Genomic DNA, 21173 nt, shown 5'->3' with positions numbered 1-21173 from the left:
ATCCGCTCGACGGCCACGAGCACGGCCTCGACCACCCGGGCCTCGCCGTCGAGACCCTCGGTGGCGACCCGCACCCGGTCGGCGACCCGCGCCGCGCCGTCGGCGAGCACCGTGCGCAGCAGCGCCCCCTTGCCGCCGACGACGCGGTAGAGCGTGGCGCGCGAGCAGCCGGCCCTGGTCGCCACCCGCTCGACGCTGAACCGGTCGATCCCGCGCTCCACGAGCTCGGCCCGGGCCGCGGCGTGGATGGCGGCGACCGCCTGCTCCCGGCGGTTGCCCCCGGTGAGCCAGTCGTCGTTCGCGGGCATGGCACCACCTGAGACGGTCGAAGATCTTTGTCTCAGACTAAGACAGAGCGACGCTCCGTGACCAGTCCTGCGCGCCTGTCGCCCACGCCCGCTGAGACAACCGTGTCAGGTCACGTCGGAGCCGACGTCTCACTTGCTCGCAGACCCTTGAACCGGCGTCCCGGCGGTCCCCACCATGGGCGTCGTGACCCTCTTCCTCCCCGCCACCGTCGAGGACCCCTATCCCGCGCTGGCCCGGCTCCGGGAGACCGATCCCGTCCACCGGGTGCCGGGCACGGACTTCTTCCTGGTCTCGACCTGGGACCTCGTGCAGGAGGCCAACGCCCGGACCGCCGACTTCTCCTCGCACCTGCGCTCGATCATGTGCGCCGAGCCCGGAAGCCTGGTCCCCCACCCCCTCGCCATGGACGGGGCCGGCACCGTCGAGCAGGTGCTCGCCACCGCGGACGACCCCGACCACAAGCTCCACCGCGGCCTGGTCACCCAGACCCTCACGAAGCGGATCCGGGCGCTCCGGGAAGCGTGCGACGAGGCCGCGGACCGGTTCTGGGACGACCACGCGGCGGACGGCCGGATCGACTGGGTCGAGGGCATGGCCGAGCGCCTGCCGCTCGCGATGCTCTCGACCCTCATCGGCCTGCGGGAGGCCGACCTCCCCTACCTGCTGGCCCGGGCGTACGACGCCACCGAGATGTTGAGCGGCATCGTCGACCCGGCCCGGGTCGAGGCCCTCACGACGGCGACCATCGAGCTGGCGACCTACCTCGGCGAGCAGTTCGCCCTCGCGCAGGCCGACCCGCAGGACGACCTGATGGGCGTCTTCGCCGACGCCGTCGCCCGCGGCGACCTCGAGCACTCGACGGTCGTGCTCCTGCTCATCCAGCTGGTCGCCGCCGGTGCGGAGTCGACGGCCGCGCTCATCGAGACCGCGGCCCGTCTGCTCGCCGAGGACCCGGCCCTCCAGGAGCGGCTCCGGTCCGACCCGGCGCTCATCGACCCGTTCCTCGACGAGGCGCTGCGGCTGGAGTCGCCGTTCCGCGGCCACTACCGCAGCGTCCCGGCCGACACCGCGCTCGGCGGGGTGGCGATCCCGGCCGGGAGCACGGTGCTGCTCCTCTGGGGCGGCGCCAACCGCGACCCGGCCCGGTTCCCCGACCCCGACACCCTCGACCTGGAGCGGCCACTCATCCGCCAGCACGTCGCGTTCGGCAAGGGCATCCACTTCTGCGTCGGCTCCCACCTCGCGCGGATGGAGGCGATCGCTGCCGTCCGGGTGCTCCTCGAGCGGACGACGTCCTTCGCCCTGGACCCCGACCTACCACCGTCCTGGATCCCCAGCATCGTGGTGCGCCGCCACCGGACGCTCGGGCTCACCTTCACCTGAGGAGTGGGATGCTCGGCCCATGAAGGTTCCCGGCCTCCCGAGCCAGCGCGACGTCTTCCTCAAGACCCTCGACCTGCACCAGACCGTCTACGAGCGGTCCCGCGGGGTGGTCGGCCACCGGCTGCTGGCCGGGATGCCGACCCTGCTGCTGCGCACGACCGGCCGCAAGACCGGCCAGACCCGTACCACGGCCCTGGTCTACGCCAAGGACGCCGGCCGCCACCTCGTCGTCGGCTCCAACGGCGGCCACCGCCGCGACCCCGCCTGGATCCTCACCCTGGAGGCGACGCCGGCCGTCGAGATCCAGGTCGGCGTCCGCCGGGTCGCCGCGACGGCCAGCGTCCTGCGCACCGACGACCCGGACTACGAGCGGCTGTTCGCCCTCTGCAACAAGGCCAACCGTGGGACCTTCGCGAAGTACCGCACCCGGACCACCCGGCCGCTGCCGATCGTGGTCCTCACCTCGGCCTGAGCCCGACGAGGCTCAGCAGGACGACGGCGCCGGCTTGCCGGCGAACCGGTCGTCCAGGTAGCGCAGTGCCGACGGGAAGCCGCGGACGGTCTCGCTGAAGTGCTCGCCGAGCGGTGTCTCGACCTTCTTCACCGCCACACCCGCCGCGCAGAACCGGCGGAAGAGCTCACGGGCCGGCCGGATCGGCGCCAGCTCGTCGAGCGTCGCGTGGTACATGAAGACCGGTGCCATCGGGTTGCCGGCGTACCCCAGCGGGCTGATCCGGCGCAGGAACGCGACGATCGGCGGGGTGTCGAGCACGTTCGGGACCTTGGTCAGCTGGTTGAGGCGCACCAGCGGGTAGCGCGCCTGCGCCTCGTGGATGCAGGCCCGCTCGACGCCGCGGAGCACCTCCATCCCCCGCGCGTTGAGGTTCGAGGTGAGGTTCTCCGCCGGGTAGGACCGGCTGACCGTGGCGACCCCCATCATCACGATGCCGTCGAGCCCGAGCAGGTCGAACTGCTTGATCGTGGAGCGGTAGTCCGCGACGACGCCGCCGAGCGACACCGCACGGATTGGCAGCCCGGGAGCGAGGGCCCGCTGGTACTGGGCGGCCCAGGTGGTCGCGACGGCGCCGCCGGAGTAGCCCGTCATCCCGATCGGCGAGTCCTGGACGCCGGCCGGCGCGAAGTCCCGCACCGCGGTCAGCGAGTCGAGCACGCCGCGCGCCTCGCCGTACCCGCCGAGGAACTGGGAGTCGGGGCCCTGGTAGTCGGGGACGACGACGGCCCAGCCGCGGTTCAGCGCCATCGCCATCAGGCCCGACTCGGCGTTGGCGACGGGCGCGGCGAACCCGGCGCGCAGCCCGTACGACGGCGCGCAGTGCGTGCCGGCACTGTCCTCTGCGGTCTGGTAGCTCAGCAGCGGCCGCGGCCCGGCGCCGGTCCACGGCCGGTCCGGGACCATGATCGTGGTGACGTTGGCGGTCGGCCGCCCGCTGTTGTCCTCGGAGCGGTACTTCACCTGCCACGCCTGCACCGGGAGCGGCATCGAGTAGGCGTTCACCTCGACCTCCCGGGAGTCCAGGACGTCGCCCGGCTCCGAGGCCGCGAGGTCGGCGGGCTGCGCGTAGAACGGGTCCTCGTCCGGCACGGGGATGCCGCCTGCCGCACCGGCCGACGGGGCCGAGGGCCCGGTGAGGACGGCGGTCAGGGCGGCGAGCGCGACGAGCGCGATCAAGGCGGCGAGGAGCCTGCGGAGCATCGGACCTCCAGGTCGGGGTGGCGCCAACCTAGGCGCGACCGAGCGAAGTAGGAAAGAGACCTTTTCACTTGGTTCGCGGTCCTCAGGGATGTCCCTGACCGTCCCACCAGATCCCCCGGCGAGCCTTGTCGGCCGACGTCGCGACCGGTCAGCCTGGTGTCCCACCGGACGTCACCCGAGGAGCGCAGATGAGGGCAGCAGTCGTCGAGCGGTACGGACCGCCGGACGTCGTCAGGGTCGTCGACCTGCCGCCGCCGGTCCCCCGCAAGGGCGAGGTCCTCGTCCGCGTGCGGGCGGCGGCGGTGACCGCTGGCGATGCCCGCATCCGAGGTGCCCGCTTCCCGCGGGGGTTCGGGCCCTTCGCCCGCCTCGCGTTCGGCCTGCGCCGGCCGCGNCCCGCGGGGGTTCGGGCCCTTCGCCCGCCTCGCGTTCGGCCTGCGCCGGCCGCGGTGCCCGGTCCTCGGCGGTGTCTTCTCCGGGGTGGTCGAGACGGCGACGGGCGACCTCGCGGTCGGCGACGCCGTGTCCGGCATGACCGGGCTCCGACTGGGCACCCACGCCGAGCTCGTCGCCGTCCCGGTCGCCCGCCTGGTCCGGAAGCCCGAGGGCGTGAGCCATGACGACGCTGCCGCCGCGCTCTTCGGTGGAAGCACGGCGCTCCACTTCCTGAGGGACAAGGCCGAGGTCGGCCCGGGCGACCGGGTCCTCGTCAACGGCGCTTCGGGCGCGGTCGGCTCCGCCGCCGTGCAGCTCGCACGCCACCTCGGCGCGACCGTGACGGGGGTGACGAGCACGATCAACCTCCCGCTGGTCCGCAAGCTCGGCGCCGACCACGTCATCGACTACACGACCACCCCGTTGAGCGAGGTCGCCGAGCGGTACGACGTCGTGCTGGACGCCGTCGGCAACCTCACGCCGGCCTCGGGACGAAGGCTCCTCACCGAGCGGGGCGTCCTCCAGCTCGTCGTGGCCGGGCTCGGTGACACCCTCCGCGCCCGCGGCAACGTCCAGGCCGGCGCGGCTCCGGAGCGAGCCGAGGACTTCGCCCACCTGCTGCAGCTCGTCAGCGACGGACACCTGACCCCGGTCATCGACGACGCCCGGGTCGGCGACGGGCTCGAGGCGGTCGCTGTCGCGCACGCCCGCATCGACTCGGGGCGGAAGGTGGGCAACCTCGTCATCCACCCCTGAGCGGGCGGCCACGTCTCAGGTCAGGTGCAGGCCGAGCACGTCGAGGTCGACGAAGATCAGGAGCGGCCAGGCCGCCACGTGCGCCGCGTAGGTGATGGGCTTCTCGATGCCGAACGCGTCGAAGTTCGCGACGTGGCTGTCGGCCCAGACCAGCCCGACCAGGACGTAGAAAGCCAGCAGGAAGCCCGCGGCGCTGAGCTTCTCGCCGAGCGTCCAGGGCTTCTCGTCGGTCTCCTGTGCGGCAGTCCCCCTCGTGGTGGGCTCCGTCGCATCGGCGTTGGTCGCGGTCATCGTTCCTCCAGCCTGGATCACGTTGGCGAGGAACTTACTACAGCGCTGTAGTAATTGCTAGCCGCCGTTCTTGATCGCGGCGTAGAACGCCCGCATGTCGTCGGTCAGCTGGGCGAGCTCGACGTACGGCGCGCCCCAGGCGGCGCCGTCGACGTAGGCGAACGACATCAGCCCGCCCGCCATCACGCCCTGCTGCGGGACGTCGAGACCGGCCGCCCGCGCCCGCGCGACGGCGGCGTCGAGGTCGTCGGTCTCGAAGCAGAGGTGGTGCAGCCCGGGGCCGGACCGGGCGAGGAACTCGGTGTAGATCGACTCCCCCGCCACCGGCTGGATCAGCTCGAGCTGGAGGTCGCCGGCATAGCCGAGGGACACGTGCGCGGTGAAGTCGGCGGGCTCGCCGCGGAAGGTCGCCTCCTCGGGCCCGAACCGGACGTCGGGCATCCGGGTCCACGGCCCCGCGCCGAAGTGCGCGCGGTGGAACTCCTCGGCGGCACCGATGTCCTCGACCACCCAGGCGAGCTGGGTCACGGGCCCGGAAGCGATCGTCATGGCCCGACCCTACGCACGGCGCAGGGTCAGAACGGCTCGACCCGACGGCGGAGCGCCGCTTCCGCGGCGTGGAACCCGCCCATCCCGTGCACGCCCGCTCCCGGCGGCGTTGCCGACGAGCACAGGTAGACGCCAGGGACGCCGAGCGCGTAGGGGTTGAGCGCGAGCCGCGGCCGCAGGGCGATCTGTCGTGCCGTGTTGGCACCGGCGGCGATGTCGCCGCCGACGTAGTTGGCGTTGTGGGCCTCCAGGCCCGCCGGGTTGCGGGTCGAGATCGCGACGACACGCTCCCGGAAGCCCGGCGCGAACCGCTCGACCTGGTTCAGGATCGCCTCCGTCGCGTCGCCCTCGTAGGCGTGCGGGACGTGGGCGTAGGCGTAGATCGGGTTCACCGAGCCCCGGGAGCGCGACGGGTCGATCAGGTACTGCTGGCCGAGCAGCACGAAGGGCCGGTCGGCCATGGTGCCGCGGCCGGTCGCCTTCTCGACCGCGGCGATCTCCGCTGCGGTGCCGCCCAGGTGCAGGGTGCCGGCGCGACGGCAGTCCTCGTTCGTCCACGGGATGTCGCCCTCGATCGCCAGGTCGACCTTGAACGCCGCCGGGCCGTAGGTGTAGCGGTCGAGGGCTCGTCGTACGCGGCCGGGAAGGGCGTCGCCGACGATCCGGAGCGCCCCGGCCGGGGCGGTGTCGAGGATGACGGTCTCCGGACGCGCGCCGGCGAGGTCGCGGACCTGGTCGAGCGAGGTGATCCTCGTGCCGCAGACGACCTTGCCGCCGTACGCCTCGAGCTCGGCGACCAGGGCGCGGGTGATGTTCTCGGTGCCGCCCTCGGCCACCGGCCAGCCGACCGTGTGGGCCGCGGCGGTCAGCATCATCCCGACCGAGCTGCTCAACGGGGTGTCGAGGCGGTGGAAGGCGTGCGCGGCGACGCCCATGAAGAGGGCGCGGGCCGGTTCGTCGCGGAAGCGGCGGACGGTCCAGGTCGCGGGCCTGAGCGCGTGGACGCCGAACCGGCCCAGCGCGACCGGGTGGCGCGGCGCGTGCAGCACCGGTTGGAAGACCTCCCCGATCAACGCGTCGAAGTTGTCGGTAGCGCTGCGGAAGAGCCGCTCCCAGCGCCGGGCGTCGGCACCGAGCGACCGTTCGGTGTGCGACCGGTCACGGGCAGCGAGACCTGCCCTCCCGTCGTCGAGCGGGTGCGCCAGGTCGATCTCGGGCCACAGCCAGCGCAGGCCGTGACGCTCGAGACCGAGCGAGGCGAGGTAGGGCGAGGCGACGCCGGTGGGGTGGAAGGCAGCGCACTCGTCGTGGAGGACGCCGGGCACCGTGAGCTCGCTGCTGCGGGTGCCGCCGCCCGGCCGCTCGTGGGCCTCGTAGACGGTGACCGCCACCCCCGCGTGGGCGAGGCGGATGGCGGCCGCGAGCCCGTTGGGCCCGCTGCCGACGACGACCGCGCGGCGGCCGTCAGATCGCGGCGGGTCCCGTCTCACCGGTCCGCACGCGCTGCACCGACTCGACGGGGCTCACCCAGATCTTGCCGTCACCGATCTTGCCGGTGGCGGCCGAGGACTGGATCGCCTGGATGATCCCGTCGACGTCGGGCTCCTCCGCGACGATCTCGATCCGGACCTTCGGCACCAGGAGCACGTCGTACTCCGCGCCCCGGTAGACCTCGGTGTGGCCCTTCTGGCGCCCGTAGCCGCTCACCTCGGTGAGCGTCATGCCGGAGATCCCGAGCAGCTCGAGAGCCTCCCGGACGTTCTCCCAACGGTGCGGCCGGATGACGGCGGTGATCAGCTTCATCGATGTTCTCCCTTGCCTGGTTCCGCTGGGTCCCGCTGCCTAGTTCCCGCCGAAGTGCGGGCGGCTGCCGCCGGTGGCGGCGTGGAGGTCGTACGCCGTCTCGGCATGCAGCACCAGGTCGACACCCGCGGACTCGTCGTCCTCAGCGACCCGGAAGCCCATGGTCTTCTCCAGGACCCACACGATGAGCGCGGTCATGGTGAAGGAGAACACGAGCGTGGCGCCTGCCGCCACCAGCTGCTTGCCGAGCTGGTCGAGACCGCCACCGTAGAGGAGGCCGTCGACGGCTGCGACGTCGGAGGAGGCCAGCAGGCCGATGAGGATCGTGCCGACCAGGCCACCCACCAGGTGGACGCCCACGACGTCCAGCGAGTCGTCGTACCCGAGCTTGTACTTGAGGCCGACCGCGAGCGCGCAGATCGCGCCGGCGGCGACGCCGATGGCCATCGCGCCGATCGGGGTCACGACGCCGCAGGACGGCGTGATCGCGACCAGACCGCTGACGGCTCCGGACGCCGCGCCGAAGGAGGTGGCGTGCCCGTCGCGGACGCGCTCCACCAGGAGCCACGCGAGCAGGCCGGTGCAGCCCGCGACCAGCGTGTTGACGAAGGCCATCGCGGCCAGGTGGCTCGCGCCGAGCGCGGAGCCGGCGTTGAAGCCGAACCAGCCGAACCAGAGCAGGCCGGCGCCGATCATGACCAGGGTCAGGTTGTGCGGCTTCATCGGGTCGCGCCCGAAGCCGAGCCGCTTGCCCAGCACCAGGGCGGCGGCGAGACCGGCGGCACCGGAGTTGATCTCGACCGCCGTACCACCGGCGAAGTCGAGGGCCCCGAGCTTGTTGGCCATCCAGCCGCCGACGTGGCCCTCGGCGTCGAAGTCGAAGATCCAGTGCGCGACCGGGGCGTAGACGAGCACGGTCCAGACCGCGCAGAAGACCAGCCAGGTCCCGAACCGGGTACGGTCCGCGATCGCACCGGCGATGAGGGCGACCGTGATGACGGCGAACAGGCCCTGGAACATCGCGAAGAGGATCCCCGGAATCCGCGCCTCGGGGTCGGCCTCGACCAGGCCCTTGAGGCCGAAGTACTGCGTCGGGTCGCCGAAGAGCCCCAGGGTGACGTCGTCGCCGAAGGCGATCGAGTAGCCCACGACGACCCAGACGACGGTGACCACGGCGAGCGCGCCGAGGACCATCATCATCATGTTGAGGACGCTCTTGGAGCGCACCATGCCGCCGTAGAAGATGGCCAGGCCGGGTGCCATCAACAGCACCAGAGCGGCCGACGCGAGCAACCAGGCGGTGTCTCCCGCTGCGGTGGCGGTCGGGTCGATGGCAGCGACGGCAGCCAATTGCGGGGTCGTCATCAGGTCCTCACCTCACGATTCCGGGCCCGCCGGTCGGACGACCGGCGAGGCAACCGCACAAGGTTCTTGGTGCGGTGTTTCGATGGCGTAACAGGATCGCGCCACGTGTTACGTGTGCGTTAACAGGTGCGGAGACGGCTCAGCCGTTCGGCGTCCCGACCGTGTCGCGGTGCCGGGGCGCCGTGCTCCCGGCCGCGCGCGCGGCGCCGGCGTAGCACCAGCCGAAGAAGCCCAGCAGCGCCAGCCAGCTCGCGATCACGGCGCTGTACATGACGGTCCAGAGCCACACCGGCACCCCGTCCTTGCGCTCACGCTGGAGCAGGTACGGCTCGTGGACGAACGGCACCACGTCGCCGTTCTCGGCGAGGACGAGGCCCGCGGCAGCGCCGTCGATCGCGGCGTCCTCGGGCATGTGCAGCGGCAGCGCGACCATGGTGGTCGGTGCCAGGTGCAGGCGGAGGAACACCTTCCACCGACCGTAGAGCGGGAGCGGGTCCGCGGTGCGGAACTCGCCGGGCTTGCCGGTCGCCTCCATCGCCGTGGTCAGGATGCCGTTGCCGGGAACCGAGTCGTCGTTCTCCTTGTTGCCCTGGTAGGCGATCGCGGAGAACCAGACGGCGTCGTCGGTCGCGTCCAGCGGGTCGGCGAGGATCGTGACGACGGACGTGCAGCGGTCCTGGCCGATGCAGTCGTCGGCGTAGGAGACGGTGCCGTACATGACGTCGTCGTCCTGGGGCTCGTACGTCGTCCGGCAGCCGTTGTCGTCGCACACCTTCTTCGCCTCGGTGGCGCCGTGCGCCGTCGGCACTCCGAAGACGCCCATGAGGACGACGAAGAGTGCCACGCCCGACGTACCGAGCCAGCGGCCGCGGTCGTCGGCCTCGACCCGCACCGGTCGCGACTCGGCGGGCAGGCCCGCGGTCCGCTCGAGGTGGTGGGCGAACGACCAGCCGAGCAGGCCACCGCCCAGCCCGGCGACGGCGGCCACGCCGAGCAGCAGCGGCATCTGGTCGGTCTCGGGGGGCAGCGGGTAGGGCATGAACACGCCCATCCACCACCAGTCCAGCGCCATCCCGCCGACGCCGGCGAGCACGCCCGCCGTACCGGCGAACAGCGCACCGCGGCTGCGGACGACGAGGGCGAGACCCTCGACCAGGAGCGCCGCGCCGATGAACAGCAGCCAGCGGGCCCGGGTGATGTCGGGGACCGGCAGGGTGATGGTGAAGATCAGGAGCCGGATGACCAGGTAGGTCGCCCACGTCAGGAGCGCCCCGCCCGGACCGAAGAAGATCCGGCCGGCGACGAAGATCCAGGCCGTCAGGAAGCCGGAGATGATGAACAGGGTGGCGGCGGGGAACTGCGGCACACCGAGGTCGAACTCCATGAGGAACGCCATCGGGATGATGCACAGGCCGAGCGTGATCGTGATCATCACCCGCGTCGTCCAGGCCACCCGGTCCTCGATCCGGTCCGCGGGTGCCTCCCGGCCGACCGGCGGCAGGATCTTGCCGAACACTGTCAGTCCGAGGTGCGCGAGCCGGCCCATGAAGAGCGGGAGCCCGGCGGGGCGCCACCCGACCTGGTGCGACTCCGCGAGGAGCAGCAGCGCACCGAGCGAGCAGGTGACGGCACCGCCGATCATCATCACGTGGGTGGGGCCCCACTCGGTGACGTCCTGACCGAAGAGGCGGTGCCACAGGTCGTCGAGCGGGAAGCCGATGGCCGCGATCAGGCCGGCGCCGAGCAGCACCATCGCGCCCATCGGGACGTTCCAGCTGCGGGAGAACCGCACGGTACGACGCGGCAGCGGGTCCTTCGCCAGGCCGGCGGAGATCACGCCGGCGGCCAGGAAGCCCAGGATGCCGAAGAGGATCGGGTAGTGCGACGGGTTGGCCAGCGGCCCCTCGTCGCGCCCGTTCTGCATGTGGATCGGGACGTCCCAGTAGACGCCGAAGCCGGCCGTCACCAGCGAGACGACGGCGAGCGGGATCGGGATGACCGCCCAGCGCGGGATGCCGGTCTTGCGACTCGCCGCGTCCGCCGCCCGGCCGAGCATCGTCGGCTTGTCGGCGCGCTCGCGCAGGAGGAACCAGGCCAGCGGCAGGTAGGTCACGCCCACCAGCACGCCGGCGATCAGGATCTCGTCGAATGCCGCACCACCGGCCGGCGGCGCCGACTCTGCAAGTAGGTCCATCATCACCCTCCGCGGGAACAGCGTTTTACAAGCAACAGCAAACCGTAAAGAACACGGTAGGGGTTCGCCACGTTCCTGAACACTGCAACGCCGAGAGAGTCCTCACATCGTTTCCGGGCCGGTCAGCCGAGCTGGCGGGCGGCGTCGGCGAGCAGGCCGACCACGTGCACGCCGAACGACGCGTCGAGCGGGTGGGCGACGCCGGACGTCGCGCTGACGACCAGCTCCGCGACGGCGGTGCGGAACGCGTCGAGGACGGCGTCGTCGGGCCGCGGCGGCATCGGCAGCACACCGCGATCACCCCACACCGCTGCCTCGAAGCCGGCGGCGGCGGGCGGCGCGAAGACGCTGAGCGTCGCGGTGCTCGTCGCGCCCGAGGCGTGGCCGAACGCGAGGACGACCAGGTCGGCCGCTCCCCCGGTCGCCCGCACCTCCTCGATCGGGCCGAGCGCACCGGTGAGCGTCGAGATCGCGTGCGGCCCGATGTCCCACAGCGCACCCCGCGCCTGCCGCCAGGGCGACGCACCGAACGCGTTGCCCGGCACCTGGAGCGAGGACAGCCAGCGGAGCCAGCCGCCCCGCCATCCCTCGCTCCCCTGCACCTCGGTGAACCAGCCCCGGGCCGACGGGATGAACCGGTCGGTGTGGAACACCAGCGACGCGGCCCCGTGGGCCCGCGCGGTGTCGCGGACCGCCACCGCGCCCTCCGTCAGCAGGGAGACCGGCTTCTCCAGCAGCAGGTGCCGCCCGGACCGAGCCGCCAGCACGGCGAGGTCGGCCTGGACGTCGGGCGGCACCGCGAACGCGACGGCGTCGACCTCGGCGATCAACGCCTCGACGTCGTCGTACGACGGGCACCCGAGGGTCGCCCCCAACGCTGCTGCCCGTTCTGCGGACCGCCCCCAGACACCCACGAGCTCGACGCCGGGCGTGCTGGACAGCGCCGGGCCGTGGACACGATGTGCCCACGGCCCGGTGCCGATCAGTCCGAAGCGCATGCGCCCACTCTGGCGCATCGCTCCGAGCGACGCCTCAGTGCACGCTCAGCGCGCCGCCACCGCCAGCGTCTCCGGGTCGACCGGGACGAAGTCGACCTTCTCCCGGACGCCGCAGTCGGGGCAGCACCAGTCGTCGGGGATCTCGTTCCAGGCCGTGCCGGCCGCGAAGCCCTCGTGCTCGGCGCCCGCGGCCACCTCGTAGACGTAGGAGCAACCGGGGCACCTCGCGGCGAGCACCTCGCCCTGGACGTCCTGCGCCGAGATGTCCTCGGCGATCGCCGGCGCGTGCTCGACGGCGCCGTACTTGGCGTAGTACTTCTCGCGCTTGCTCGGCTGGATGTTCGCGAGCGTCACGTCGCCACCCAGGTGCGCGACGACCTTGTCGTCCATGACCGCACGCCACACCGGCGGGAAGAGAGCCATCACGATGCAGCCGGCGTACCCCATGGGCAGCGTCGGCGACTCGTCGAAGGCACGCAGCGTCTGATAGCGACGGGTCGGGTTGGCGTGGTGGTCGCTGTGACGCTGCAGGTGGTAGAGGAACACGTTGGTGACGATGTTGTTGCTGTTCCACGAGTGCGACGGGCTGACCCGCTCGTAGCGCTGCTTGCCCTCGGGACCGACCTTCTGGCGCAGCATCCCGTAGTGCTCGAGGAAGTTGACGACCTCCAGCAGGGAGAACCCGACGACGGCCTGGAGCAGCAGGTACGGCGCGACCTCGAGGCCGAAGACCGCGATCAGCCCGCCGAACAGCACGACCGACATCAGCCACGCGTTGAGGACGTCGTTGCCGAGGTGGAACGGGTGGGTGTCCTTGCGGGCGTAGCGCTTGGCCTCGAGCTCCCAGGCGCTCTTCAGCGACCCGGCGACCGTGCGCGGCCAGAACTGGTAGAACGTCTCACCCAGGCGGGACGAGGCGGGATCCTCCGGGGTCGCGACCCGGACGTGGTGACCGCGGTTGTGCTCGATGTAGAAGTGGCCGTAGAAGCTCTGGGCCAGCGCCACCTTGGAGAGCCAGCGCTCGTTGGCCTCGCGCTTGTGGCCGAGCTCGTGCGCGGTGTTGATGCCGATGCCGGCGATGCAGCCGACGGAGAGGGCGAGACCGATCTTGTCGGCGACCGACAGGCTCAGGTCGGCCACCAGCTGCGGGCTGAGCGTGTCGGCGATCCAGCCGGTCGCGCCGACGAGATCCGCCGTCCAGGTGAGCGGGTTGACGCCTGCGATCATCGCCATCGCCGCCACCAGCCCGGCGTACTGGATCGGGAGGTAGGCGTAGGTGATCCAGCGGTAGTACTTGTCGTTCTCCAGCGCCTCGATGAGGTCGTCCGGCGGGTTCTCGGAGTCGAGGCCGATCATCACGTCGAGGATGGGGATGATGACGAAGACGAGGATCGGCCCCAGCCACAGGGCGGCGCTCCAGCCGAGCAGCGTGTAGCCGGCGAACGCCAGGAAGGCGATGCTCGGCACCACCAGCCCGAGCAGCCAGAGGTAGCGCTTCTTGTCGTTCCAGTCGCGCGTGCTCGCGTCCTGGGTCTCGCTCTTGGTGTCGCTCTGGGTCGTCATCGACCTGTGCCTCCTTCAGCGCCGTACCGACGCATCGAACTTGACACGAGCATACGATTTGTAAACCTAGTTTGACAAGAGGCATCTGTTTGTAAAGTTCGTCACGGGTCGAACCGGTAGCCCATCCCCGGCTCGGTGAGGAAGTACGTCGGCCGCGCCGGGTCCGCCTCGAGCTTGCGGCGCAGCTGGGCCATGTAGAGCCGGAGGTTGCCCTGTGCGGTCTCGTAGCCAGGACCCCACACGTCGAGGAGGAGCCGGCGTTGGCTCAGCAACCGACCCGGGTTGCGCACCAGCACCGACAGCAGGTGCCACTCGGTAGGAGTCAGCCGCACTTCTTCGCCGGCCACCGTCACCCGCGTGGCCGCGAGGTCCACCACGACGTCACCGAAGGTCACCGGCGGCTCGCCCTCCCCCGCTCCCGAGCGCCGGACCATCGCACGCAGCCGGGCAAGGAGCTCGTCGATCCCGAACGGCTTGGTGACGTAGTCGTCCGCACCGGCGTCCAGCGCGTCCACCTTGTCGGCACTGTCGGTCCGACCGGACAGCACCAGGATCGGGATCGCGGTCCAGGAGCGGAGCCGGGTGATCACGTCCACCCCGTCCAGGTCAGGGAGCCCCAGGTCGAGGACCACCAGGTCCGGAAGGTCCGCCCGGGCTGCCGCGATCGCGCTCTCTCCGTCGGGTGCGGTCACGACGTCGTACCCCCGCGCAGCGAGATTGATCCGGAGCGCCCGCAGGATCTGCGGCTCGTCGTCGACGACCAGCACCCGGGTCACGACGCGCCCCCGACCGGCAGGACGACGACCATCGTGAGTCCGCCACCGGGAGTGTCGACCGGTGTCACCGTGCCGCCCATGGCCTCGACGAGCCCGCGGGACAGGGCCAGGCCGAGCCCGAGCCCGGTCCCGCTGTCGCCGAGCCGCTGGAAGGGCTGGAAGACCTGGTCCCGAGCCGGCGCGGGGATTCCTGGACCGCGGTCGACCACCTGGAGCCGGACGGCGCCGTCGTGCTCGTCGACCCGCAGGACCGGCGGCTCACCCGGCGGGGCGAACCGCTGGGCGTTGGCCACCAGGTTGGCGACCGCCCGCTCGAGCAGCCCGGGGTCGACCAGGACGTCGGGCAGGTCCTCCTCGACCTCGAGCAGCACCGTCCGCGGCTCGACGCCCAGGTAGTCGAGGGCACGGGCCACGACGTCCTCGACGGCGATCGGACGCAGGTGCACCGGCTGGGCACCGGCCTGGAGCCGACTCATGTCGAGGAGGTTGTCGACCAGCCCTGCCAGGCGGTCCAGCGCGCCGTCGGCCGCCTCGAGCAGCTCGTCGCGATCGCGTTCGTCGAGGGCGACGTCGTCGGTGCGCATCCCGGAGACTGCGGCCTTCGCGGCCGCGAGCGGCGAGCGCAGGTCGTGTCCGACGGCCGTCAGGAGCGCCGCTCGCAGCCGGTCGGCGGCCTCGATCTGCGCACCCGCTGCCGCGGCCTGCGCTCGCCGCTCGGCGACGTCGACCAGCCAGCTCACCATCACGCCGACCACGACGAACGCCGCGAGCGCCACGACGTTGCTCGGGTCGTTGACGGCCAGCGTGTGGAACGGCGGCGTGAAGAAGAAGTTCAGCGCGGCCACCGCGACCGCGGACGACACCAAGGCTGGTCCGAGCCCACCGACCAGGGCCGCCGCGACCACGAGCACGAGGAACAGGGCGACATCGCCCGCGAGGTTGATCGTGTCGCGGAGCGGTACCAGGACCGCCACCAGCGCGGACGGGCCGACCCCCGCGAGGAGGTAGCCCGCTCCGACGCGTCGTCCGCTGAGACTCCCCGACCGCATGCCCGCCATTGTGACCGCCCCTGGAGCTCCGCGACCCTGCGGCGGCGGAGTGGCTCCGTTAGGGGTTCGTTAGTGACGGTCGAACCGGTGCGCCGAGGGACTTTCATGAGGGACGTGAGTCTCGATCTGGACGCCGCGGACGCCGCCACCACCCACCCGGAGAGCGGCGAGCGGCCGCACCGCTGGTGGAAGGTCATGTGCCTGACCGGCGTCGACTACTTCTCCACGCTCGGCTACCAGCCCGGCATCGCGTTCCTCGCCGCCGGGCTCCTCAGCCCGCTGGCGACCCTGATCCTCGTCCTGCTGACCCTGTTCGGGGCGCTCCCGATCTATCGCAGGGTCGCTGCCGAGAGCCCCCACGGTCAGGGGTCGATCGCCATGCTCGAACGCCTCCTGCCGCGGTGGCGCGGCAAGGTCTTCGTGCTCGGGCTGCTCGGCTTCGCCCTCACCGACTTCATCATCACGATCACGTTGTCCGCGGCCGACGCGAGCGTCCACATCGTCGAGAACCCGCACGTGCCGGAGGTCCTGCACGGCCAGGAGCTCTGGATCACCCTCGGCCTGGTCGCCCTCCTCGGCGGGGTCTTCCTCAAGGGCTTCCGCGAGGCGATCGGCCTCGCGGTGGGCCTGGTGGTGCTGTTCTTGTCGCTGAACGCGATCGTGATCGCCGTCGCCGCCTTCCACGTGCTCGAGGACGGACACCTCGTCACCGACTGGTCCACGGCGCTGACCGCCGAGCACGGCAACATCGGGCTGATGATCGCGGTCTCCCTGACCCTGTTCCCCAAGCTCGCCCTCGGCATGTCCGGGTTCGAGACCGGCGTCGCGGTGATGAGCCATGTCGAGGGCGACCCGGACGACGACCCGGAGCGGCCGGCGGGCCGGATCCGCAACACCAAGCGACTGCTCACGGTCGCCGCCTGCATCATGAGCGTCTACCTGATCTGCTCCAGCCTGGTGACGACCCTGCTGATCCCCGAGGCCGAGTTCGCGGACGGCGGCAGCGCCAACGGCCGCGCTCTGGCCTACCTGGCCCACGACTACCTCGGCGAGTACTTCGGGACCGTGTACGACGTCTCGACGATCCTCATCCTGTGGTTCGCCGGCGCCTCGGCGATGGCCGGGATGCTCAACCTCATCCCGCGCTACCTGCCGCGCTACGGCATGTCGCCGGAGTGGGCGGGCGCCGTCCGGCCCCTCGTCGTCATCCTGACCCTGACCGCCTTCCTCATCACCTGGATCTTCGACGCCGACGTCGACGCCCAGGGCGGCGCCTACGCGACGGGGGTGCTGGTCTTGATGACATCGGCGGCCGTAGCGGCGACGCTCGCCGCGCGGCGCGCCGGACAACGCAAGCTGACCGTCGCCTTCGGCCTGATCTGCCTGGTGTTCGTCTACACGACCGGCGACAACATCATCGAGCGGCCGGACGGCGTGAAGATCGGCGGCTGCTTCATCGCCGCGATCATCGCGATCTCGCTGCTCTCCCGCATGGTGCGGTCGCTGGAGCTGCGGACCACCGAGATCGCGTACGACGCCAGGGCCGAGTCGTTCGTCCGTGACGTCGCCCGCCGCCGCAACATCCGGCTGATCGCGAACGAACCGGACGCCCGCGACGCCGAGGAGTACCGCTCGAAGATCCGACAGGTCATCGACGACCACGACCTCCCCGACACCGGCGACATCATCTTCATCGAGGTCACCGTCAAGGACTACTCCGACTTCGAGAGCCGGATCGACGTGCACGGCGAGGTCCTCCACGGTGAGTACCGGGTGCTCACCGTCGAGGCGGCGTCCATCCCGAACGCCCTGGCGTCGCTGGTGCTCGACCTCCGCGACCGGACCGGTGTCCGACCCCACATCTACTTCGAGTGGACGGAGGGCAACCCGCTTCTCCACGTCGGGCGGTTCCTCCTGTTCGGGGTCGGCGACGTCGCTCCGCTCACCCGCGAGGTGCTGCGCCGGGCCGAGCGCGACCGCTCTCGGCGACCCCACGTGCACGTGGGCTGAGCGACCCGCCTCAGCCCAGCAGGTGGGCGAGCAGGATCCGCACGCCGATCAGGACGAGGATGACGCCGCCGACGAGGGTCGCCCAGCGGCCCAGCCGCTCGCCCACCCGCGCGCCGACGAACACCGCGAGCAGCGACAACGCGAAGGTGACGACGCCGATCACGGTCACCGCCGGCGCGACGTCGACCTCGAGGACACCGAAGGTCACGCCGACCGCGGCTGCGTCGATCGACGTCGCGATCGCCAGCGGCGTCACCGAGCGGACGGTCACCGTCGGGGTCGCGCCGTGGTGGTCGTCGTCCTCCTCGAACGACTCCTTGAGCATCTTGCCGCCGATGAGCAGCAGCAGCACGAACGCGATCCACGGCGTCGCCTCGCTGACGGCGTCGGCGAACTGGAACGCCAGCACCCACCCGAGCACCGGCATCAGGGCCTGGAACAGCCCGAACATCCCCGCCACGAGGAGCGCGTCACGCCACCGCGGCCGCCGCAGCTGCATCCCCTCCGCGAGCGAGACAGCCACCGCATCCATCGCCAGCGCGACCGCCAGCACGAAGATCTCCAGAGTGGTCACGAGACCATCCCACCACCGTCCGCACGCCACCTGATCACCGGCTCCGCCGGGACCGATTCGAGCGGAACGACATCATCCAACCGCCCCGAGGGTGATGACAGGAAGCCGAAGTCGGTGTGTAATGATGGTCCTGTCGGGCCGTGGCCGACCCCCCCAGAGGTCACGGCCCGACGCCTATTTTTCGGCGCCCGTCCCCGGTGCCGGGGTGCGCGTCAGTCCCAGAAGACCCGGTCGACCACGTCGCGGGCACGTCGGGTCACCCGCAGGTAGTCGTTGACCATGGCGTCGGACTGGTCGAGCGGGTAGCCGAGGATGCCGGCGACGGCCCTCCGCTCCCGGGACGGCTTGGGCATCTGGTCGACCGGTTTCCCGCGTGCCAGCGTCGCGGCGTTGCGCACCCGGCTCGCGGTACGCCACGCCGCGGCGAGCACCTCGGCGTCCTCGCGCGCCAAGAGGTCCGCTGCTGCGGCCGCGTCGAGCGCGGCGAGGGTCTGGGTCGTCCGCAGGCCGGGCAGCGCCGCCCCGTGGCGGAGCTGGAGGAGCTGGACGGTCCACTCGATGTCGGCGAGGCCGCCACGGCCGAGCTTGAGGTGCAGCGCGGGGTCCGCACCGCGCGGGAGCCGCTCCTTGTCGACGCGCGCCTTGATCCGGCGGACCTCGATGATGTCGTCGCCGGAGAGCCCGGCCTCCGGGTAGCGCAGCGGGTCGATGAGGGCGGTGAAGCGCTCCCGGAGCCCGCGGTCGCCGACGACGGCGTCGGCGCGCAGCAGCGCCTGGGCCTCCCACACCTCCGACCACTTCGCGTAATAGGCGGCGTAGGCGTCGAGGGTGCGGACGAGCGGTCCGTTCTTGCCCTCGGGCCGCAGGTCGGCGTCGACGACCAGGGGCGGGTCGCCGCCAGGCAGCGCGAGGGTACGTCGTACCTCCTCGGCGACGGCCTTGGCGTAGGACGCCGCCTGGTGCTGGTCGACGTCCTCGTCGGGGTCGTGGACGAAGAGGACGTCGGCGTCGCTGCCGTAGGAGAGCTCGAAGCCTCCGTAGCGACCCATCGCGATGATCGCGATCTTGGTGGGCGGCGTGGCGAGCCCGCGCTGCTGACGGACCGACTCGCTGACGGTGGCGAGCGTGGCCTCGAGGGTCGCGTCGGTGATCCGGGAGAGCGCGTTGCCCACGTCGGCGACGTCGATGAGCCCGAGGACGTCCCCCGCAGCGGTGCTCAGCAGCTCACGGCGCCGGACGGCACGGACGGCGCGGACGGCGCGCTCCGGGTCCTCCTGACGTCCGGCGGTCGAGAGCATCTCCTCGGTGAGCACCTCCGAGGACTGCGGGACGAGGTCACCGCCGAGCAGCTTGATCCCGTTGGGCTCGCGCTCGAGCAGGTCCGAGCAGTAGCGCGACGTGGCGAGCAGGTGCGCGAGCCGCTCGGCGATCTCGCCCTCGTCGCGCAGGGTGGTGAGGAACCACGGAGTCCGACCGAGGGCCTCGCTGATGCGGCGGAAGCCGAACAGCCCGGCGTCGGGGTCAGCCCCGTCGGCGAACCACTGGAGCATCGCGGGCAGCAGCGCCCGCTGGATGTTGGCGGTGCGGGTGACGCCGGCCGTGAGCGCCTCGAGGGTCCGGAGCGCGGCGCCGGGGTCGGCGTAGCCGAGGGCGGCGAGCCGGGCCGTGGCGGCCTCGGACGAGAGCCGCACGTCGTCGCCGGGGATCTGGGCGACGGCGGTGAGCAGCGGGCGGTAGAAGAGCTTCTGGTGCAGCCGGCTCACCTCGCGCCGGTGGTGCTGCCAGGTCCTGATCAGCCGCTCCGCCGGCTCCTTCATGAACCCGAGGCTGCGTCCGAGGCGTCGTAAGGAGGCGTCGTCGTCGGGCACCAGATGGGTGCGGCGGAGCCGGTAGAGCTGGATCCGGTGCTCCATCTGCCGCAGGAACGAGTACGCGGTGTGCAGCGCCTCCCCGTCCTCGCGACCGACGTAGCCGGCCTCGGTCAGCTCGGCGAGTGCGCTGAGCGTGGTGGGCTGACGGATCCGTTCGTCGGTCCGGCCGTGCACGAGCTGCAGCAGCTGGACGGCGAACTCGACGTCGCGCAGCCCGCCGACCCCCAGCTTGAGCTGGCGGTCCGCCTCCTTCGCGGGGATGTGCTCGACGACGCGGCGCCGCATCGCCCGTGCGGCGTCGACGAACCCGTCGCGGTCCGCCACCGACCAGACCATCGGCGACACCATCGCCACGAACTCCCGGCCGAGGTCGAGGTCACCGGCGACCGGACGGGCCTTGAGCAGCGCCTGGAACTCCCACGCGGCCGCCCACCGCTCGTAGTAGCCGCGGTGACCGGCAAGGGTGCGGCTGAGCGCGCCCGCCTTGCCCTCCGGCCGGAGGGCGGCATCGACGGGCCAGATGGTGCCCTCGCCGGTGTGGTCGGAGCAGACGTGCATGAGATGGGCCGCCAGGCGCGCCGCCGTCCGCGCGGCCGCCACCTCGTCAGCGCCGTCCACCGGCTCGTGGACGAAGATCACGTCGACGTCGCTGACGTAGTTGAGCTCGTGCCCACCGCACTTGCCCATCGCGATGACGGACAGCCGGACCTGGTGGGCGTCCGCCCCGATCGCGGCGCGGGCGACGGCGAGGGCCGCCTCGAGCGTGCCGGCGGCGAGGTCGGAGAGCTCGGCCGCGGCGTCGTCGACGCCGAGCTCGTGGGTCAGGTCGCGCGCGGCGAGCGGCAGCAGCACCCGCCGGTAGGCGACACGCAGCGCGTCGGTGGCCGCCGCGTCGGGCAGCGTCGCGACCGGCTCGGCCGCGCGAGGGTCGGCACCGACCGCCTCGAGCAGGGCCCCGCGGACCGCCCACGCCGCTGGTCGCGTGGTGCCGAGGGTGGCGCTGGTCAGCTCCCGCCAGTGCTCGGGGTGCGCCACCAGATGGTCGGCGAGCGCCGCACTCGCCCCCAGCACTCCGAGCAGCCGCATCGCTGTGCCCTCGTCGCCGGCGAGAGCGCTCAACATCGCGGCACGGTCGTCGACGGCGTCGGCCAGCCGCACCAGACCGGCGAGCGCGGTGCTCGGCTCGGCGCTCCGGCCGATGATCGCGATCAGCTCGTGGCCGGCGTCCCCGAGCCCGGCGATCTCCTCCAGTGCCCGGTCGGCATCCGCGAACCCGAGGCGCAGCACCTCGCTCCGCAGCGTCGCGCGATTCATGCGGTCACGGTAGCGACGAAGGCCTTCCCCAGGTCGGCCCACGACCGCTCGAGCACCGGATCGGCCTCCACGACCGCGGCGACTCCCGCGTCGGCGCGGGGGCCGGGCTCGTGGGTGGCCCACTCCGCGACGATCGCCGGCGTCGCCTCGGGGTGCCACTGCACGCCCCAGACGGTCGGCGCGCAGCGCAGCGCCTGGACCTCCCCGTGCGGGGTGGAC

At 71.9% G+C, this 21173-nt stretch carries 18 protein-coding genes and 1 pseudogene; 4 read left to right on the top strand and 15 right to left on the bottom strand.

Translation table 11 applies throughout. The annotated features are described in order from the left end of the window. On the bottom strand, positions 1-308 hold a 308-nt coding region (locus H0487_RS16060; protein WP_183095240.1), incomplete at its 3' end, for a TetR/AcrR family transcriptional regulator. A 184-nt stretch (positions 309-492) separates the two neighbouring features. On the opposite strand from H0487_RS16060, the gene H0487_RS24340 reads away from it, so the two are divergent. Next, the gene (locus H0487_RS24340) at positions 493-1692 is read left to right on the top strand and encodes a cytochrome P450 (RefSeq protein ID WP_220793475.1); all 1200 of its coding nucleotides are present in this window, start codon (positions 493-495) and stop codon (positions 1690-1692) included. Between the two features lie 19 nt (positions 1693-1711). Beyond that, positions 1712-2164, top strand: coding sequence for a nitroreductase/quinone reductase family protein (locus tag H0487_RS16050; RefSeq protein WP_183095238.1), 453 nt, complete (start codon positions 1712-1714; stop codon positions 2162-2164). A 12-nt stretch (positions 2165-2176) separates the two neighbouring features. On the opposite strand, the gene H0487_RS16045 is transcribed toward H0487_RS16050, so the two are convergent. Continuing rightward, complete coding sequence (locus H0487_RS16045; RefSeq protein WP_183095237.1) at positions 2177-3406, bottom strand: lipase family protein; 1230 nt, start codon at positions 3404-3406, stop codon at positions 2177-2179. Between the two features lie 480 nt (positions 3407-3886). Between H0487_RS16045 and H0487_RS16040 the strand changes: the two genes are divergently transcribed. Further along, entirely contained in the window at positions 3887-4597 is a 711-nt protein-coding gene (locus tag H0487_RS16040; RefSeq protein ID WP_220793474.1) for an NAD(P)-dependent alcohol dehydrogenase, read from the top strand. Positions 4598-4612: 15 nt separating this feature from the next. Here H0487_RS16040 and H0487_RS16035 read toward each other — a convergent pair whose 3' ends face one another. From H0487_RS16035 to H0487_RS15990, 10 genes are all read right to left on the bottom strand, one after another. Beyond that, positions 4613-4888, bottom strand: coding sequence for a hypothetical protein (locus H0487_RS16035; RefSeq protein WP_183095236.1), 276 nt, complete (start codon positions 4886-4888; stop codon positions 4613-4615). Between the two features lie 57 nt (positions 4889-4945). Continuing rightward, positions 4946-5437 carry a VOC family protein gene (locus H0487_RS16030; RefSeq protein WP_183095235.1) on the bottom strand — a complete coding sequence of 164 codons (492 nt, stop codon included), beginning with the start codon at positions 5435-5437 and terminating at the stop codon, positions 4946-4948. A gap of 26 nt (positions 5438-5463) precedes the next feature. Further along, positions 5464-6927: a phytoene desaturase family protein gene (locus H0487_RS16025; RefSeq protein WP_183095234.1), complete on the bottom strand. Its 1464-nt coding sequence runs from the start codon at positions 6925-6927 to the stop codon at positions 5464-5466. Further along, positions 6902-7240: a P-II family nitrogen regulator gene (locus H0487_RS16020; RefSeq protein ID WP_183095233.1), complete on the bottom strand. Its 339-nt coding sequence runs from the start codon at positions 7238-7240 to the stop codon at positions 6902-6904. Before H0487_RS16020 ends, H0487_RS16025 begins: the two co-directional genes overlap by 26 nt. A gap of 39 nt (positions 7241-7279) precedes the next feature. Continuing rightward, positions 7280-8605, bottom strand: coding sequence for an ammonium transporter (locus H0487_RS16015; RefSeq protein ID WP_183095232.1), 1326 nt, complete (start codon positions 8603-8605; stop codon positions 7280-7282). Positions 8606-8744: 139 nt separating this feature from the next. Next, positions 8745-10799 (bottom strand): ABC transporter permease, encoded by a 2055-nt coding sequence (locus H0487_RS16010; protein ID WP_183095231.1) that lies wholly within the window; start codon positions 10797-10799, stop codon positions 8745-8747. Positions 10800-10921: 122 nt separating this feature from the next. Further along, the gene (locus H0487_RS16005) at positions 10922-11797 is read right to left on the bottom strand and encodes a Gfo/Idh/MocA family protein (protein WP_183095230.1); all 876 of its coding nucleotides are present in this window, start codon (positions 11795-11797) and stop codon (positions 10922-10924) included. 45 nt (positions 11798-11842) lie between these two features. Continuing rightward, positions 11843-13360 (bottom strand): fatty acid desaturase, encoded by a 1518-nt coding sequence (locus tag H0487_RS23950; RefSeq protein WP_183095229.1) that lies wholly within the window; start codon positions 13358-13360, stop codon positions 11843-11845. A 101-nt stretch (positions 13361-13461) separates the two neighbouring features. Further along, positions 13462-14136: a response regulator gene (locus tag H0487_RS15995; protein ID WP_183095228.1), complete on the bottom strand. Its 675-nt coding sequence runs from the start codon at positions 14134-14136 to the stop codon at positions 13462-13464. Then, positions 14133-15185: a sensor histidine kinase gene (locus H0487_RS15990; protein ID WP_183095227.1), complete on the bottom strand. Its 1053-nt coding sequence runs from the start codon at positions 15183-15185 to the stop codon at positions 14133-14135. The genes H0487_RS15995 and H0487_RS15990 overlap by 4 nt, the downstream gene beginning before the upstream one ends. A gap of 105 nt (positions 15186-15290) precedes the next feature. On the opposite strand from H0487_RS15990, the gene H0487_RS15985 reads away from it, so the two are divergent. After that, positions 15291-17195: an APC family permease gene (locus H0487_RS15985; protein WP_376766688.1), complete on the top strand. Its 1905-nt coding sequence runs from the start codon at positions 15291-15293 to the stop codon at positions 17193-17195. A 10-nt stretch (positions 17196-17205) separates the two neighbouring features. Here H0487_RS15985 and H0487_RS15980 read toward each other — a convergent pair whose 3' ends face one another. The 3 genes and pseudogenes from H0487_RS15980 to H0487_RS15970 all read right to left on the bottom strand — a co-directional run. After that, the gene (locus H0487_RS15980; RefSeq protein WP_183095226.1) at positions 17206-17769 is read right to left on the bottom strand and encodes a manganese efflux pump MntP; all 564 of its coding nucleotides are present in this window, start codon (positions 17767-17769) and stop codon (positions 17206-17208) included. Positions 17770-17981: 212 nt separating this feature from the next. Continuing rightward, positions 17982-20954 (bottom strand): bifunctional [glutamine synthetase] adenylyltransferase/[glutamine synthetase]-adenylyl-L-tyrosine phosphorylase, encoded by a 2973-nt coding sequence (locus tag H0487_RS15975; protein WP_183095225.1) that lies wholly within the window; start codon positions 20952-20954, stop codon positions 17982-17984. Next, positions 20951-21173 (bottom strand): annotated as a pseudogene (locus H0487_RS15970) (hypothetical protein); the annotation flags it as partial. The pseudogene H0487_RS15970 and the gene H0487_RS15975, both read right to left, overlap by 4 nt.

The sequence above is a fragment of the Nocardioides stalactiti genome (genome assembly GCF_014180715.1).
GTDB lineage: Bacteria > Actinomycetota > Actinomycetes > Propionibacteriales > Nocardioidaceae > Nocardioides > Nocardioides stalactiti.
This window is presented reverse-complemented; position numbering and strand designations above follow the sequence as displayed.